Source organism: Haloechinothrix halophila YIM 93223, from assembly GCF_000504245.1.
Taxonomy (GTDB): domain Bacteria; phylum Actinomycetota; class Actinomycetes; order Mycobacteriales; family Pseudonocardiaceae; genus Haloechinothrix_A; species Haloechinothrix_A halophila.
Window position 1 is genome coordinate 986,161 of record NZ_KI632509.1, and the last position, 14,838, is coordinate 1,000,998.

16 protein-coding genes and 1 tRNA gene are annotated in these 14,838 nt (G+C 67.6%); 5 read left to right on the top strand and 12 right to left on the bottom strand.

Annotated features, from left to right (window positions below; all coding sequences use genetic code 11):
* Positions 1-4 precede the first annotated feature (4 nt).
* On the top strand, positions 5-1,219 hold the full coding sequence (locus AMYHA_RS04600; protein ID WP_034268274.1) for a bifunctional alpha/beta hydrolase/OsmC family protein: 1,215 nt from the start codon (positions 5-7) through the stop codon (positions 1,217-1,219).
* Here AMYHA_RS04600 and AMYHA_RS04605 read toward each other — a convergent pair whose 3' ends face one another.
* From AMYHA_RS04605 to AMYHA_RS04645, 9 genes are all read right to left on the bottom strand, one after another.
* Complete coding sequence (locus AMYHA_RS04605; RefSeq protein WP_051399541.1) at positions 1,220-1,933, bottom strand: mycothiol-dependent nitroreductase Rv2466c family protein; 714 nt, start codon at positions 1,931-1,933, stop codon at positions 1,220-1,222. It abuts the gene before it with no gap.
* Positions 1,930-3,057: a glutathione-independent formaldehyde dehydrogenase gene (locus AMYHA_RS04610; RefSeq protein WP_034268279.1), complete on the bottom strand. Its 1,128-nt coding sequence runs from the start codon at positions 3,055-3,057 to the stop codon at positions 1,930-1,932. Before AMYHA_RS04610 ends, AMYHA_RS04605 begins: the two co-directional genes overlap by 4 nt.
* A gap of 196 nt (positions 3,058-3,253) precedes the next feature.
* The gene (locus AMYHA_RS04615) at positions 3,254-3,478 is read right to left on the bottom strand and encodes a hypothetical protein (RefSeq protein ID WP_157361809.1); all 225 of its coding nucleotides are present in this window, start codon (positions 3,476-3,478) and stop codon (positions 3,254-3,256) included.
* A 552-nt stretch (positions 3,479-4,030) separates the two neighbouring features.
* Positions 4,031-4,468, bottom strand: coding sequence for an NUDIX hydrolase (locus tag AMYHA_RS04620; protein WP_034268284.1), 438 nt, complete (start codon positions 4,466-4,468; stop codon positions 4,031-4,033).
* A gap of 80 nt (positions 4,469-4,548) precedes the next feature.
* The gene (locus AMYHA_RS04625; protein WP_084036811.1) at positions 4,549-5,337 is read right to left on the bottom strand and encodes a class I SAM-dependent methyltransferase; all 789 of its coding nucleotides are present in this window, start codon (positions 5,335-5,337) and stop codon (positions 4,549-4,551) included.
* Between the two features lie 35 nt (positions 5,338-5,372).
* Positions 5,373-6,971: a radical SAM protein gene (locus tag AMYHA_RS04630; protein ID WP_051399542.1), complete on the bottom strand. Its 1,599-nt coding sequence runs from the start codon at positions 6,969-6,971 to the stop codon at positions 5,373-5,375.
* Positions 6,972-7,251: 280 nt separating this feature from the next.
* Positions 7,252-7,336: transfer RNA gene (locus tag AMYHA_RS04635), tRNA-Ser, on the bottom strand.
* A 52-nt stretch (positions 7,337-7,388) separates the two neighbouring features.
* Entirely contained in the window at positions 7,389-7,832 is a 444-nt protein-coding gene (locus tag AMYHA_RS04640) for a nucleoside deaminase (protein ID WP_034275808.1), read from the bottom strand.
* Between the two features lie 33 nt (positions 7,833-7,865).
* The gene (locus AMYHA_RS04645) at positions 7,866-8,348 is read right to left on the bottom strand and encodes a tRNA adenosine deaminase-associated protein (protein ID WP_034268290.1); all 483 of its coding nucleotides are present in this window, start codon (positions 8,346-8,348) and stop codon (positions 7,866-7,868) included.
* A 61-nt stretch (positions 8,349-8,409) separates the two neighbouring features.
* Between AMYHA_RS04645 and AMYHA_RS04650 the strand changes: the two genes are divergently transcribed.
* The gene (locus AMYHA_RS04650; protein WP_269189775.1) at positions 8,410-9,405 is read left to right on the top strand and encodes a prephenate dehydrogenase; all 996 of its coding nucleotides are present in this window, start codon (positions 8,410-8,412) and stop codon (positions 9,403-9,405) included.
* Positions 9,406-9,521: 116 nt separating this feature from the next.
* Here the strand turns inward: AMYHA_RS04650 and AMYHA_RS04655 are convergent, their stop codons facing one another.
* Together AMYHA_RS04655 and AMYHA_RS27355 are read right to left on the bottom strand one after the other, a co-directional pair.
* Positions 9,522-9,710: an antitoxin gene (locus tag AMYHA_RS04655; protein ID WP_034268293.1), complete on the bottom strand. Its 189-nt coding sequence runs from the start codon at positions 9,708-9,710 to the stop codon at positions 9,522-9,524.
* Between the two features lie 174 nt (positions 9,711-9,884).
* Positions 9,885-10,742, bottom strand: coding sequence for a cupin domain-containing protein (locus tag AMYHA_RS27355; protein ID WP_084036813.1), 858 nt, complete (start codon positions 10,740-10,742; stop codon positions 9,885-9,887).
* A gap of 119 nt (positions 10,743-10,861) precedes the next feature.
* Here AMYHA_RS27355 and AMYHA_RS04665 point away from each other — a divergent pair, with 119 nt between their 5' ends.
* On the top strand, positions 10,862-11,311 hold the full coding sequence (locus AMYHA_RS04665) for an SRPBCC family protein (protein ID WP_034275813.1): 450 nt from the start codon (positions 10,862-10,864) through the stop codon (positions 11,309-11,311).
* Positions 11,312-11,630: 319 nt separating this feature from the next.
* On the opposite strand, the gene AMYHA_RS04670 is transcribed toward AMYHA_RS04665, so the two are convergent.
* On the bottom strand, positions 11,631-12,128 hold the full coding sequence (locus AMYHA_RS04670) for a GbsR/MarR family transcriptional regulator (RefSeq protein ID WP_034268297.1): 498 nt from the start codon (positions 12,126-12,128) through the stop codon (positions 11,631-11,633).
* Positions 12,129-12,226: 98 nt separating this feature from the next.
* Here AMYHA_RS04670 and AMYHA_RS04675 point away from each other — a divergent pair, with 98 nt between their 5' ends.
* Complete coding sequence (locus AMYHA_RS04675) at positions 12,227-13,153, top strand: ABC transporter ATP-binding protein (protein ID WP_034268300.1); 927 nt, start codon at positions 12,227-12,229, stop codon at positions 13,151-13,153.
* A complete protein-coding gene (locus AMYHA_RS04680) occupies positions 13,150-14,787 on the top strand; it encodes an ABC transporter permease (RefSeq protein WP_034268303.1) in 1,638 nt (545 codons plus the stop codon). The genes AMYHA_RS04675 and AMYHA_RS04680 overlap by 4 nt, the downstream gene beginning before the upstream one ends.
* The last annotated feature ends 51 nt before the right edge of the window (positions 14,788-14,838 follow it).

Here is a 14,838-nt window from a genome sequence, read left to right on the forward strand (position 1 = left end):
CGCCATGGCCGAGACACAGAAGCTGACGTTTCCCGGTTCACAGGGCGAGCTGGCCGGGCGCATCGAACTGCCAGCCGATACGCCGCGTGCGTGGGCGTTGTTCGCGCACTGCTTCACGTGCGGCGCGGACATCGCGGCGGCCACGCGGATCTCGCGGGCGCTGGCCGAAGCTGGCGTCGCCGTGCTGCGGTTCGACTTCACCGGTCTGGGGCATTCCGACGGCGAGTTCGCCAATGCGACGTTCAGCTCCAACATCGACGACCTCGTGTATGCCGCTGACCACCTCCGCGAGCATTACGCGGCCCCGACGATCCTGATCGGGCACTCGCTCGGCGGCGCGGCCGTGCTCGCCGCCGCGGAGCGCGTCCCCGAGGTCAAGGCCGTCGCGACGTTGGCGGCGCCCGCCGACCCAGCGCACGTGACGCGGTTGTTCGCGGCGCGCAAGGACCACATCGAGGCCGAGGGCGAAGCCGAAGTCTGCCTGGCAGGGCGTCCGTTCCGGATCAAGCGTCAGTTCCTCGACGACATCACTTCCCAGCCGCAAGCCGAGCGCATCGCCAACCTGGGGGCTGCGCTGCTGGTGATGCACTCACCGGTCGACGAGCTGGTCTCGGTGGACAACGCGCGCCAGATTTACGAGACGGCGCGGCATCCGAAGTCGTTCGTCGCCATCGACGGTGCGAAGCACTTGCTCAGCCGTCCCGGTGACGCCCGGTTCGTCGCGTCGATACTCGCCGCGTGGGCCGCGCGGTATGCGTTCGACCCCGCCGAGCCCGATGAGCCGGCTCACGAGGGCGGCGTCGAGGTCAGCGAGAGCCACGTCGGCAGCTACGGGCAGCGCATCAGGGCAGGTGGACACCCGCTCACCGCGGATGAGCCGGAGCCGATCGGAGCCGATAGCGGGCCATCGCCGTACGATCTGCTGCTCGCCGCGCTCGGCGCGTGCACATCGATGACGGTGCGGATGTACGCCGACCGCAAGAAGTGGCCGCTCGACGACGTCCACGTCGCACTGCGGCACGCCAAGGTCCACGCCACGGACTGCGAGCACTGCGAGACCAAGGCCGGCACGATCGACCACATCGAACGCCGGATCACGCTCACCGGTTCGTTGGACGACGAGCAGCGCGCCAAGTTGCTGGAGATCGCGGACAAATGCCCGGTGCACCGGACACTGCACTCCGAGGTCGACGTCGAGACCTCGGAGGTGCGGGGGTAATCAACCGACGCGGGTGTCCTGGCCAGCGAGCCCGGCGGACAACGGCGTCACCGGGAACGACCGCAACCCGCGCTTGAGTTCAGCGAACCCGGGCCAGCGAGCCAGCGTCGTGATGGCGTCCCACAGCTTGCCCGCGTCCTCGCCCTCGGGTGCCTTGTCGATCACCGGGCCGAAGAACGCGGGGCCGTCCGGCGGATCGAAGGACAGGATCGGCGTGCCGACGTCGCCTCCGGCTCGGTCGATGGCCTCCTGCGTCTCGGCACGTAACTGTTCGTCGAGGCTGCTGTCGTCGGCGGCAGCCGCGAACTCGGTAGGAAGGCCGACATCGGCGAGGATGGCGCCGAGATCCCGCCGCTGCGCGGTCTCGGCGAGGATGCCCTCGAACGTCTGCCCGTTGGATGTTGGCGTGTTCCACACCGAGCCACCCAGCGCGCGGTACAGGTCACCGAGCACCTCGGGCCCGCGTGCATCGCGCACCGCGGCGACCACTCGCAGCATCTCCAGGCCACGCTGGTGCGCGTCCGGGTAGCCCTCCGGCTTGCCTTCGTAACCGATCGGCTCGTTGAGCAGCCGCAGCGAGAGGGGCCGCCAGGTGACCCGTAGTGGGCGTACCTGCATGACGTTGCGGACCCACTCGGCGGTGACCCAGCAGAATGGACAAACGGGATCGAAGAAGAACTCGATGTCGGAGTCGGACACTTGCGTACCTCTCATGGCGTCAGGACCACCTTCGAGTAGCCCTCTTCGCGACGGTCGAAGCGTTCGTAGGCTTCCGGGGCCTCGTCCAATGGTGCCCGCTTGGAAACCACGAAGCTCGGCTTGGCGCGCTCGGCGGTGATGAGATCGCGCAACTGGCGGTTGTACGCCTTGACGTTCGCCTGGCCACATCCCATGCTCAGGCCCTTGTCGAAGTAGGTGCCGATGTCGATCAGCAGACGTCCCTTCGCGGCTTCCTCGCTCGGAGCACCAGGATCCTCGGGCAGGTACAGGCCGACGACGCCGAGACGTCCGGTGGGCCGGACGGTGGCGATGAGGTTGTTGAGCACGATCGCGGGCTGCTCCTCGCCTTCGGCGACCGTCGCCTGGTAGCCGACCGCGTCGATGCCCTTGTCGGTGCCGCCGTGGGTGCGCTCGACGATCTGCTCCGGCGCGCTGCCCTTGCTGAAGTCGATCGGCTCGGCGCCGATCTGTTCGGCGAGGTCAAGACGGTCCGGCACCTTATCGACGACGAACACTCGGGACGCGCCGCGCAGCATCGCGGAATACGCGGCCATCAGGCCGACTGGTCCCGCGCCGTAGACCGCGACCGTTTCACCCGGGGAGACACGGGCCAGCTCGGTGGCGTGGTAGCCGGTCGGGAAGATGTCGGCCAGCATGGCGAAGTCGTTCTCGTGCTCGGTGCCCTGCGGAAGCGGCAAGCAGTTGAAGTCCGCGAAGGGCACGCGGAGGTACTCGGCCTGCCCGCCGTCGTAGGGGCCCATGCCGACGTAGCCGTAGGCGCCGCCCGCCCCGCCGGGGTTGACCGTCAGGCAGAACGCGGTGTCACCCGCGAGACAGTTGCGACAGAACCCGCAGGCGACGTTGAACGGCATGCTGACTCGGTCGCCCTTGGCCAGGCTCGTGACGCCGGAGCCGACCTCCTCGATGACGCCCATGTTCTCGTGCCCGAAGACGATGCCGGGCTCCGCGACCGTGCGGCCCTCGTACATGTGCAGGTCAGAACCGCAAATAGCGGTCGATGTGATCCGCACGATGACGTCGGTGGGCGCCTCGATGCGCGGGTCGCTGACGTCCTTGACGGCGACGTCGTGCGGGCCTTCATACACCACTGCCTTCATGCTCAGCTCCATCGGTTGCCGGGTAGGTCGGTTCGGTGGCGGGCTACCCGGTTGTGGCGGAACTGACGCATAGGTGTGGTAGTACGGCGAGTGGACTTGGCGATCTTCAACGCGTAGGGTGGGGCTAGCCAAGGCAATAGCCAAGGAAGTGAGCCCGACTCTTCTCCGGACGGTGGGGGGTCGGGCTTCGCGTTGTCTACGTCGCGTCAATCAGCCGAGTAGTGATGCGACGAGCCCAGTCGCCTCCAGCTCCAGCGGCCCATACGACAGCGTCGGCGACCCACAGCAGCGGCTCGTCACGGTGTCCCTGGTGCTGATATCGGATCTTCCCTACCGCATCGATCTTCGTCAGCGCTTCCCTGATGTCGTGCCTGTCTTGGTGCTGCTGTCCGTCGATCGGCTCGATACGTAGGTCACTCACGTCGTTCTCGATCAACATCGGCATTATCGCCGTCCAGCACACGGCTCGGGCGAGCCGATCTGAGCCCGGTGCGGAAACAACCACGGAACCAACTGGAAGCGACTGCACCAACGAAAGAATCTCACGGCGCCGACTAGGGCGTTCCTTCGCCATGTGAAGTCGAGATTGCCCCGACCGTCGCTTCAGTTCGAGTTTCCGACGCGCTGTCTTGAGTCGACACTCGCATATGGCGGCAGCGGCCATAAGGTAGCGCTCGCGACGGATCGATTCATCGACGAATGCCCGGATGCGTTGACTACCTTGGCACGCGGCGCAAGCTGATCGACTAGCGGAGTTGCCGGGCCCCATTGCCCACACCGAGATATCCCCTTCTCGCGCCTGATTGGGCCGCACCCGGCCGCAGCTTTGCTGTGCCTCGTAACCCCAGAGAGCGCGTGGGCACCCGGTCGAGACTGCCGAGTACAGGATCAACACGCTATCAGCCGAGGTCACCGGAGAAACTGCCGCACTAAGCGATCGGTCGGTTGCATATGGCATGACTCCATTGCGGCCTCACGCCCAGCCGCGTGTACCGAACGTGCGCCCTTCCCGGTAGCCCTGGATGCCCGCGGCCGGGTACTCGATCAACCCGTCTGGCAGGTCGTCCAGCGGAAACCACGCCAGTTCCGAACACTTCTCCGGCTCCCGGTTCTCGGGTGTGCCGTGCCAGCGCCGCGCCTCGAAGAACAGCCCGAGCCGAGGCTCACGCCCAGGACCTCTGACGTGCAGCGTGTGCACGAGCCGCAGGTCAGCAGGGTCTATGCGGACGCCAATCTCCTCGTCGGCTTCCCGCACGGCCGCGTCGAGCACGGACTCGTCCGCGTCCAGTTTTCCTGCGGGCAGATGCCAACGGCCGTCGAACGCGGGATCCGGGTCGCGCCTGCGAGAGAGCAAGGCGCTGCCCCGGTCGACAAGCATGATGTGCACATCGATCAGGTGCCGGTCGGGCATGCGGGGAGCCTACGCGGCGCCGGGACAGCCCCATCGTCAACTGGTGTTGCGGTCGTCTGGCGCACCGACGTCGGCCGCGGTCACCGCCGTTCAGCGATCAACAACGCGTACCCGATGAGCCCGTCGTCGATGGCCTGCTTGGCCAGCGTGCAGTACCGCAGCACGGCGTCGACGTCGACCCCAGCGTCGGCGAGCCGTTTGCCCGCCGTCATGCGCAGCAGCCGCACTCGCGCGTCGATCTGCTCGACCATGCGTGCGATGGCGTCGTCGTGCTGCTCGGTGCGGGTCACCACGAAGCCCGCGTCACCGAGGATCCTGCTGTACTCGGTGAGCGGCTTGGCGTCGGCGATGCAAGCGACCCACGCCGCTAGCGTGCGCAGTTCGTCGGGTAGTCCGGCGTCGGTGATCGTGACGTCGGTGATGCCGACCTTGCCACCCGGCCGCAGCACTCGGGCGAATTCCGCCGCCGCGGTCGCCTTGTCAGGGAAGGTGCAGAACGCGCACTCGCACACCACAGCGTCGAAGCGGGAGCTTGGCAGCGGGATGCGCTCGGCGTCTCCACTGTGGAATCGCACGCGTTCCGACAGCCCGGCCTCCATAGTGGTCTGCCGTGCGGTAGTCACGGTGGACTCACCGAGATCGACGCCGTCCACGGTGACGTCGTACTCGGTCGCGAGCAGCCGAGCGGTGGCACCAGGTCCGGCCGCGACATCCACAACCGACTGTCCAGACCGGAGTTGGAGACGGTCCGCCAACCGCCGGGTCAGGGCCAAACCGCCCGGGTGGTACGACTCGCCGAGGACCAACGCGACCGCGTCGTTGCCGTAGCTCGCGGCGCAACACGCCTTGGCCTCATCGGCGCTTGTCATGGCGCTCTCCATTCCGGCTACCGCCTCGCGTCCAGTCATCGCGTGCCGTCCCCATCTCCGCGCGCTCCGTCCCGGTCGGCCGCGACCTTCGACCCGTACGGCGAATCCTCGACCACCTGCCGCAGCGGGATCGCGTTCGGCACGACGTCCGCGACCTTCACACCGGACATCTGCTCGCGCACCTGTTCGCGGTAGCCGACCGAGTTGTACGCGCAGAACGGAATCAACCTGCCGTCCGGGGTGATCTCCTCGACGCAGCATTTCATCAGCTGCTTGACGTTGAGCGTGTACGGGTCGAGGAAGTCCTGCACCACGATCATGAACGCCCGGTCGGTCAGGTCCGCCATGGCCTCGGGCAGGTTCACGCCGCAGGCGTCCGCGCAATCCAACGCCTCAGCCGCTACGCGCAGCCGGTCCTCGGTCACGTCGGTGCCCATGAACGCCGACGCGCTCCACAGCTTCTCCAGCGCCTCTCGGATGGCGTAGTCCGGCACTACCCGGTTCGACACATAGTCCAGGTAGTCCTCCACCTGCAACAACCGGGGGATCGGTAGCACCCCGAAGTCCGGTTCGCCGGGAGCGCCCTCGGTAACTAGATACGTGATCGACCGGCACGTCGGGAAGCAGCACGGCACCGGGAAGAAGTCGTCCTTGCGGAACCAGTCCGGTCGCTGCTCGACCAGCAGTTTGATCACGTCGGGGTTGGTCAGCCGCGTCATCGGATCGAACTCGACGTGCCTGCCCGAGTGCGTCACCGGCTGGAACGCCACCGACCGCACAGCGGGATGGGATAGTCCGAACTCGACGACGTCGCCGATCTCGTGCTCGTTCAGCCCGCGTTCGATCGCGGCGACCAGTGTGACCGTGAGGCCGGCCTCGGCGCAGTTGTCCAGCGCGCGGCGTTTGATCTCCCGCAAGTCCTTCCCGCGGATCTCCCGATGGGTGCGCTCATCGAAGCCGTCGAACTGCAGGTAGATGTTGACCGAGCGGTCCTTGACGTCGTTGCGCTCCCCGAGCGCGGCGACGAACCGGGTGTCCGAGGCGAGCCGGATGCCGTTGGTGTTGAGGTTGACGCTGCGAATCGGCCGCTGCTGCGCCAGGTCGATGAACTCCAGAATCTGCTTGTGGATGGTGGGCTCGCCCCCGGAGAACATGACGACCTCGGCCTCGCCCTCGGACTCCACGAAGACGTCCAGCATCCGCTCGCACTGCTCCCGTGTGATCGAGTAGCCATCCGGCTGGTGCCCGGAATCGGCGAAACAGATCGGGCAGTCCAGGTTGCAGCCGGTGTTGACCTCGATGATCCCCAGGCAGGCATGCTGCTTGTGCTCCGGACACAACCCGCAGTCTGACGGACAGCCGTCCTTGACCTCGGTCTGGAATGTCAACGGCAGCGTGCCGGGCTTGTTGAACCGGGCCGACTCGAGGTACTGCTCGGCGTCCCCATAGGTCAACGCCTCGAACCAGCCGTGCTCACGGCAGCGTTTGCGCAGGTACACCTTGTTGTCACGGATGTTGACCTGTGCGTCGACCGGCACCTTGCAGACCGGGCAGATCGACTTGGTGAACTCCACGAACACCTCGTCGCGGTCCTGCTTCTGACCCGGGTGGTCGACCTGACCGTTGCCTGTCACACGTCCTCCGCTCGCCGTCGCTCTCTCGACGTCATGGGAGCACAAACACGGCCGGTCAACCTGAGAATTGTCGCCCTGCGGACAGAGGTGGGCAGAAGTTGTGCACGAGGGACTCACTTCGCCGGGCAGATGGCCGTGGAAAACGGACAAACTACGGCGAATCCGGCGCCAATTACGCGATATCCCCGGCGAAGCTGCGGTCGGCTTACAGTGCGACCACAACGACGAAACGCCGGGCGACGTTCGATCCGTCACCCGGTGTTTCGCCTGTTCATAAGCGCGGTAGCGGTGGGATTTGAACCCACGGAGGGTTGCCCCTCACTCGCTTTCGAGGCGAGCTCCTTCGGCCGCTCGGACACGCTACCGCCGACTAGGCTACCGGACGGGCCAAGCCGGATCGTGCATGGGGGTGGGGCCTTACCGGAGTTCACGATGGGTCAGGAAGAACTCGTCCAGCAGTGCGGCGCACTCGTCGGCTAGCACCCCGGCGACCACCTCGGGGCGGTGGTTGAGCCTGCGGTCGCGGACGACGTCCCACAGCGAGCCGACCGCCCCGGTCTTCGGTTCCCACGTGCCGAACACCACTCGCGCGACCCGCGCGAGCACGATCGCCCCCGCGCACATCGTGCACGGTTCCACGGTTACCGCCAGGGTGCAGCCTTCCAGTCGCCAGCCGTCGCCGTGGCGCGCTGCCGCCTCCCGCAGTGCGAGGATCTCCGCATGCGCGGTCGGGTCGCCGGTCGCTTCCCTGGCGTTGTGCGCGCGGGACAACTCGCTGCCGTCCGGCGCGAACACCACCGCGCCGATGGGCACGTCATCGCCGTCGAATGCGGCACGGGCCGTCGCGAGCGCAGCACGCATCGCCGTCGTCGGTTCCACCGGTGACACGTCGGGTCAGAGCCGGTCGAGCAGATCATCGAACTGGTCGCCGAACCCGCAGCGCCGCGCGATCATCCGCAGCTGCTCGTCCGGGTAGAGGTCGATGTCGCTGGCGATCATCTCCAGCTCCTCGGACGGCAGGCCAAGGTCGGACATCATGCCGAGATCGCCTTCCGCCCAGGTCTCTTCTTCGTCCTCGTCCGGCATCTCCGCCCGCAGCATGTCAAGCACGTCGGCGGCGATGTCGTAGTCGAGCGCGGCGGCGGCGTCCGACAGCACCAGTTCCGTGCCACTCGGGGCTAGCCGGATCAGTACGAAGAACTCGTCGTCGACGGACAGTAGTGCCACCACGGCACCCGTCGTGACGATCTTGCCTAGCTCCGTGATCGCCGCGTCGAGGTCGGTCAGCGCGTTCGGGTCCAGTTCACTGCACCGCCAGCCGCCGTTCTCGAGCACGGCGGCTACCGCGAATCCCGCTCTCGGCTTTTGCACCGTCATTCACACACGGTATTCCGAGGGATGCGGTCCTGACCACTCGAATCGATGAGAGACTGTGCGTGTGCGAGATCTGTGCGTGATCGGCCTTGGGCTGATCGGTGGCTCGTTACTTCGCGCCGCCACCCAAACCGGCAGGACAGCCTGGGGTGCTACGGAGTCCAGTGCGGACGCCGACGCTGCCCGCACCGACGGCTTCGACGTCGAACCGGCCGTGGAGTCGGCGCTGCGCCGCGCGGCGGAACGCGACGCCATGATCGTGCTCGCAGTACCGCTGACCGAGGCCGAGACGGTGCTGCGCACGGTGGCAGAGCTGGCGCCGCACTGCCTGCTCACCGACGTCACCAGCGTCAAGAGTCCGATCGTCGGCTTGGCGGAGCGGATCGCGCCGCAGGCGAGTTTCGTCGGTGGTCATCCGATGGCGGGTACTACTCGATCGGGCTGGCAGGCGGGCGACGCCAACTTGTTCGCGAAGGCCGCCTGGGTGGTCTGCGTCGACGAGGGTACTGATCTGGCGAGCTGGGCCGAGGTCGCCGAGTTGGCCATCGCCGTCGGCGCCGAGGTCGTACCGACCACGTCGGAGCAGCACGACGAGGCGGTCGCGCGCATCTCCCACCTGCCGCACCTGCTCGCCGCGGTGCTCGCCCATGTGGGGGCCGAGGACGGGGCGCTGCCACTGTCGCTGGCAGCCGGGTCGTTCTCCGACGGCACGCGGGTCGCCGCGACCCGCCCCGAGTTGACCCGCGCGATGGCGGAGGGCAATCGGGCCGCGCTGCTTCCGGTGCTGGACTCGGCGTTGGGCATGCTCGGCGCGGCACGCGGCGCGCTGGCGTCGACCGGCTCCCTTGGCGCGACCATCAACGCCGGGTACGAGGCCACGCGGGCCCGCGCCACCCAGGCAGGGTCGCCGCGCTCACCGGTGCGCATCGAACTGACCGCGGCCGACGCGCCCGAGGCGCTGCTGGCGCTCGGCTCGCAGGGCGGGCGAGTCACCGAGCTGAGTGATGACGTCGCCGTCGGCGCGCTGCCGATGCTCGACGAGGACCACGAGCAGCAGTAAGGGCGGGCACCACGTCGGTGCCCGCCCCTGCCGCGTGGCGGTACTCGTGGCCGCCGAGGTTCACCCGGCTGCCGGTGTGTGACTCGGCAGCGGGCTTCAACGCACGGCCGCTGGTGTTACTGCTGGCCGCCGTCGTCGCCGCCGAGGAAGTCCCTCGCCTTGTCAGCGGCATTGTCGATGGTGTCGGCGTGGTCACCGAACTTGTCCTTGGCGAACTCGGCGGCCTTGTCGACGCCGCCCTCCAGCTTGTCGCCGTGCTCGTTCATGGCGTCCTTGGCCTTGTTGGACAGGTCGTTCAAGTCCATCTCGCATCCTCCTTAGATGTCCCCTGCCGGATGGCGGGGCACGGCGGCAGGCGCTCGTACCTGCCTGCGTTGCGTAGCCGCACGACTACTCCAGCGCGGGTTCGGGTGGTTCGCAATTCGGTGCCGGGTCTCATTGGGGGGAAACACCCGGTTTGGTGACGGTTGTCGTGCGGGCTACCGCGGCCAGGCGGCTCGCAGCAGTCCGGTGACGACCTCGCGCCGAAGTACGGTCACCCGGTGTGGTGGGAGGCTGCCCGGTTCATATTCGTCAAGCACGTCGACAAGCCGCTGCACGGTGGCCCGCCAGCGTTGCCCGTGCTCCCGGGTGAGGTCCAGGCTCGGCGCGAGTTCCACTGGCCGTCGTTCGGGCAGGTTCATGCCGCTCTCTTCGGCTCGGAGAAGGTGCCGCGCCTCGTCCTCGACGCATTCGTGTGCGAGATGCAGCCAGATCGCTCCGGCGTCGGCCGACCAGCGTTGCGCGGTTTCCGCGCGCGGGTCGATGATCACCGCACGCCTGGGGTTGGCGACGACGTCCCCGGCGCCGAGGTCGACGGTGATCTCCCCGGTGAGTGGGATGGTGACCAGGTACCTGGTCAGGAGTGGCTCTGTCTCGACCTCAACCGGTCCGCCCCAGCTGATGGCGCTGACCTGCACGCCTCCGCCGATGTCCACATGGCGCATGTCCGTGTGAAATCGTTCCGGATCAAGTGAGACCAATCGGCGAATCCGAACATTGGCTGGAATATCGCCGCCACAGTCCATATCGGACCTGTTGGGCACATCGCGAATCGTCATCAGCTGCTCCGACGGATAGTGACGTGAGCGCTGCCGACTCGCGTGATCAGCATGGTCGAGATCATCGCGGCTCTCTCCGGCTAGGTGCGGGGGCCTGGTTAAGTCGGCTGATGGCGTCCGTCGGCGGTCTCCAGTATAAGCGCCCACGAATACAGGACAAAGTATTCGTGTTGACAGGTGAAACAGGTTCCACTCTGGGTGGTAGCTTTGTCCAGCGACCGACGACAACGCCGACATGCTTGCCGATCTTTCTGTCGGGAAGGCCCGGTAGCCGTCCTCCGATTGGTGCACCTGGGGGTGACCCGGGGTGACGGCATAGGCTGTCGCGACGTGAAGTGATCACCGAGGAGGCAGCCATGCCAGCAGAGTCGTTCACCTTTGAAGTCACCCGGACGAGCAACGCCGACGCGGCGACACTGTTCGCGCTGGTCAGCGACGGGGCACGCTGGTCGGAGTGGGCGAAGCCGCTGGTCGCGAGTTCGTCGTTGGTCAAGCCGGGCGCTGACGCTCCGAACGGTGTCGGTGCGATCCGCAAGCTCGGTGCTGGCCCGGTCGGGGTCAAGGAGGAGACCACGGCGTACGAACCGGACCGCAGGCACGCCTACAAGCTGCTGACGCCCGGCCCGGTGAGCAACTATCAGGCCGAGGTGCGGCTGGAGTCGCGCGCGGGCGGTGGGACTCAGCTGACCTGGCGCGGGACGTTCGACGAGCGGATCCCAGGCACGGGCAAGATCGCCCAGCGCGGCCTGGCGAAGTTCATCGGCGCCGTCGCGGACAAGGCCATCAAGGCGGCGGAGCGGAAGTAACCGCTCTGCCTGTGGTGTCGGCAGGCGCATGGTCCGTGCGTGCGCTCTCGGGGTTGCGTGCGCCGGACGTGCGCCTGCCGGCATCCGTAGTTGGGTGGCCGGACGGCGCGTCAGGTCCGTCCGGCGGTCCGGGGGCACCGTTTCCTGTCGATCTTGAGGCGTTGTGGTCGCTATAACGACCATTCTGTCTCTAGATCAACAGATTTCGTGCCGCTCTCGACGTCGACCCGAGCGACGGTGCAGTTCGCGCGCCGTAGGGTGAAACTCGCGCACAACAAGGTGCGACTCGCGCGGTGCCGGCCCCGTCCGCCGCGCCGCGTCAGTCCACGCCGTCGGCGTACTGGGCCTCGAGGCGGCGGGCATGCCAGCGTTCGAACAGTAGTGGCATCTCCTCAGCGAAGAACTCGAAGAAGTCGCGCATCTCGGCGAGGCGTTGGCCAGCGGGAGTGTTCGCGCCGAGGATGTCGATGCCTTGGTTCGCGGTATCCACCCACACCTTCATCAGCCGGTCCTGCTTGAGGAAGCTGGCGTACCACATGTCGTCGCGGACCCGGTAGGAGTCGCGCCGCTCGCCGGGTACGCGCTCCTTGATGATCAGCCCGACCTGGTCCAGGTAGCGCACCGCACCCGAGATCGCGGCTGGGCTCACCGACAGCATTGATGCCAGCTCACCCGCGGTCAGCCTGCCGCTGTCGGTCACCATCAGCGCGGCGAACACCCGCGCCGCCATCCGCTGCCAGCCCATTTCGGCGAGCCCCAGTGCGAGCTTCTCCACGAACTGCAGCAGTGCGTCGTCCCGTTTCGCGTCCCGAGTCACCGGGGCATCCTCTCTCACCTGAACCGCTCGCCAGCATGCTGACCATGTGAACTTTTATCATCTTCACAAAGTTGTGAAACAAGTGTAGCTTCCCGGGCATGGACGACACCACACCCGCGATCGCGGTTACCGGGCTCCACAAGTCGTTCGGACGCACCCGCGCGCTCGACGGTCTCGACCTGACCGTCACAAGGGGGGAAATCCACGGCTTCCTCGGGCCCAACGGCTCAGGCAAGACCACGACCATCCGCGTGCTGCTCGGCCTGCTCAAGGCCGACTCGGGCACGGCGCGCCTGCTCGGCGGCGACCCGTGGACCGACGTCGCCAGCCTGCACCGGCGCCTCGCGTACGTGCCAGGCGACGTCAACCTCTGGCCCAACCTCTCCGGCGGCGAGGTCATCGACCTGCTCGGCAGGCTGCGCGGCGGGCTCGACACCCGCAGGCGCGACGATCTGGTCGAGCGGTTCGATCTCGACCCGAGGAAGAAGGGCCGCACCTACTCCAAGGGGAACCGGCAGAAGGTCGCGATCATCGCGGCGCTGTCGTCGCGCGTCGACCTGCTGCTGCTCGACGAGCCCACCGCGGGCCTCGACCCGCTCATGGAGGCGACGTTCCAGACGGCGATCCAGGAAGACCGGGCGCAAGGTCGCACGGTGTTGCTCTCCAGCCACATCCTCGCCGAGGTCGAGGCGCTGTGCGACCGGGTCAGCATCATCCGCAACGGCAAGACGGTCGAGACCGGCACGCTCGCCGAACTGCGGCACCTCACCAGGACGTCGATCACCGCTGAGCTGGCCGGGCCCGCCGACGGGCTCGCCACGCTGGCCAATGTGCACGACCTTGAGATCGAGGGCAGCAAGGTGCGGTTCGACGTCGAAACCGCCGCGCTCGACGATGCGCTCCGGCAGCTCACCTCGATCGGTGTGCGAAGCCTCGTCAGCCAGCCGCCCACATTGGAGGAGCTGTTCCTGCGGCACTACACCGAGGAGACCGCTCGCGGCAACGGCAAGGCGACCACGTCATGAGCACGACTGTCGTGAGAGCACAGTCCACCCGCACCTCCGACAGCATGCTCACCGGCGTCGGCACGTTGCTGCGGTTCGCATTGCGGCGGGAGCGCGTCCGGATGCCGGTCTGGATCGCGGCGCTGACATCGCTGACGGTGTCCACCGTGGCCGGATTCCCCGGCCTGTATCCGACGGCGGAGTCGCGGCAGTCCCGCGCGGCCTTGATGGACACACCCGCCGCCACGGCCATGAGCGGTCCTGGCTTCGGGCTGGACGACTACACATTCGGCGCGATGCTGGCCAACGAAATGCTCGGCTTCCTCGCCATCTTCGTCGCGCTGATGAGCGTGTTGATGATCAGCAGGCACACACGGCACGAGGAGGAACAGGGCCGCGCTGAGCTGATCAAGGCGGGCGTCGTCGGCCGCCACGCCAGCCTCACCGCCGCACTGGCGGTCACCGTCATCGCCAACCTGCTGCTCGCGGTCGTCCTCACCGTGGTGCTTGGCGGGCTCGGCATCGAGACGATCACCTGGGGCGGATCGGCGTTGTTCGCCGTGTCGCTGGCGATGGTCGGCGTCGTGTTCGCCGCAGCGGCCGCTGTGTCGGCGCAGGCATTCGAGCACGGCAGGGCGGCATCCGGCATGGCGGGCGCGCTGATCGGCATCGCGTTCGCGCTCCGGGCGGCTGGCGACATGGGAATCGACGCGCTGTCGTGGCTCTCACCGATCGGCTGGGCACAGCGGACGAAGGCCTATGTGGACGGTACGGCGTGGCCGCTGCTGCTCGGGCTTGTCGTCGCGGGCGTGCTGATCGCGGCCGCGTTCGTGCTCAGCACCCGCAGGGACGTCGGGGCAGGACTGCTGCGCCCCCGGCCAGGAGCGGCGAGTGCGTCGGACGCGTTGAGCACGCCGGTCGGCTTCGCGTCGCGGCTGCATCGAGGTGCGGTGATCGGCTGGACGTCGGCGCTGTTCCTGTTCGGCGCGATGTACGGCTCGCTGGCCGCGGAGGTGGAGACGTTCGTCGAGGACAACCCGGCGATGCAGGACTTCATCCGCGCCATGGGCAGCGCGTCGTTCATGCAGTCCTGGCTCGCCTCGATCATGGCGATGCTGGCGATGGTGTGCTCGGTGTTCGGCGTGCTCGTCATCGCGCGGATGCGCACCGAGGAGACGGCGGGGCGCGTGGAAGCGGTGCTGTCCACCGCGCTGACCCGCACCAAGTGGGTGGCGGGACACCTGGCCGTCGCGCTCTGCGGCGGCGCGGTGGTGATGCTGGCCAGCGGGCTCGGCCTCGGCTTGAGCGCCATGGCGAGCACCGGCGATTCCGCGTTGTTGGCTGATCTGCTCGGCGCGGCCCTCGCCTACATCCCCGCGGTGTGGCTGACGACCGGGATCGCGCTGATGCTGTTCGGGTTGCTGCCCGGCGCGGTGCACGCCACGTGGGTGGTGCTCGGCTACGGGCTGTTCATCGGCATGCTCGGCCCGCTGCTGCGACTGCCGTCCTGGCTGAACAACCTCTCGCCGTTCTCGCACGTGCCGCAGCTGCCCGCTGTCGAGGTCGAGGTCACGCCGCTGGTGCTGCTCACGGTGGTCGCGGCGGCCCTGGTCAGTGCCGGTCTCGCGGCGTTTCGTCGTCGCGATATCGGCTGACGCCGGGGCTCGGACGGCGGCCACAACAGCGGTGGGAGACGCGCGTGGGCG

What these genes read in the sequence shown, in the direction of transcription:
- AMYHA_RS04600 (WP_034268274.1), top strand. Translation starts at nt 5, where the DNA reads ATGGCCGAGACACAGAAGCTGACGTTTCCCGGTTCACAGGGCGAGCTG.
- AMYHA_RS04605 (WP_051399541.1), bottom strand. Translation starts at nt 1,933, where the DNA reads ATGAGAGGTACGCAAGTGTCCGACTCCGACATCGAGTTCTTCTTCGAT.
- AMYHA_RS04610 (WP_034268279.1), bottom strand. Translation starts at nt 3,057, where the DNA reads ATGAAGGCAGTGGTGTATGAAGGCCCGCACGACGTCGCCGTCAAGGAC.
- AMYHA_RS04620 (WP_034268284.1), bottom strand. Translation starts at nt 4,468, where the DNA reads ATGCCCGACCGGCACCTGATCGATGTGCACATCATGCTTGTCGACCGG.
- AMYHA_RS04625 (WP_084036811.1), bottom strand. Translation starts at nt 5,337, where the DNA reads ATGACAAGCGCCGATGAGGCCAAGGCGTGTTGCGCCGCGAGCTACGGC.
- AMYHA_RS04640 (WP_034275808.1), bottom strand. Translation starts at nt 7,832, where the DNA reads ATGCGTGCTGCGCTCGCGACGGCCCGTGCCGCATTCGACGGCGATGAC.
- AMYHA_RS04645 (WP_034268290.1), bottom strand. Translation starts at nt 8,348, where the DNA reads ATGACGGTGCAAAAGCCGAGAGCGGGATTCGCGGTAGCCGCCGTGCTC.
- AMYHA_RS04655 (WP_034268293.1), bottom strand. Translation starts at nt 9,710, where the DNA reads ATGGACTTGAACGACCTGTCCAACAAGGCCAAGGACGCCATGAACGAG.
- AMYHA_RS27355 (WP_084036813.1), bottom strand. Translation starts at nt 10,742, where the DNA reads ATGTCGGCGTTGTCGTCGGTCGCTGGACAAAGCTACCACCCAGAGTGG.
- AMYHA_RS04665 (WP_034275813.1), top strand. Translation starts at nt 10,862, where the DNA reads ATGCCAGCAGAGTCGTTCACCTTTGAAGTCACCCGGACGAGCAACGCC.
- AMYHA_RS04675 (WP_034268300.1), top strand. Translation starts at nt 12,227, where the DNA reads ATGGACGACACCACACCCGCGATCGCGGTTACCGGGCTCCACAAGTCG.
- AMYHA_RS04680 (WP_034268303.1), top strand. Translation starts at nt 13,150, where the DNA reads ATGAGCACGACTGTCGTGAGAGCACAGTCCACCCGCACCTCCGACAGC.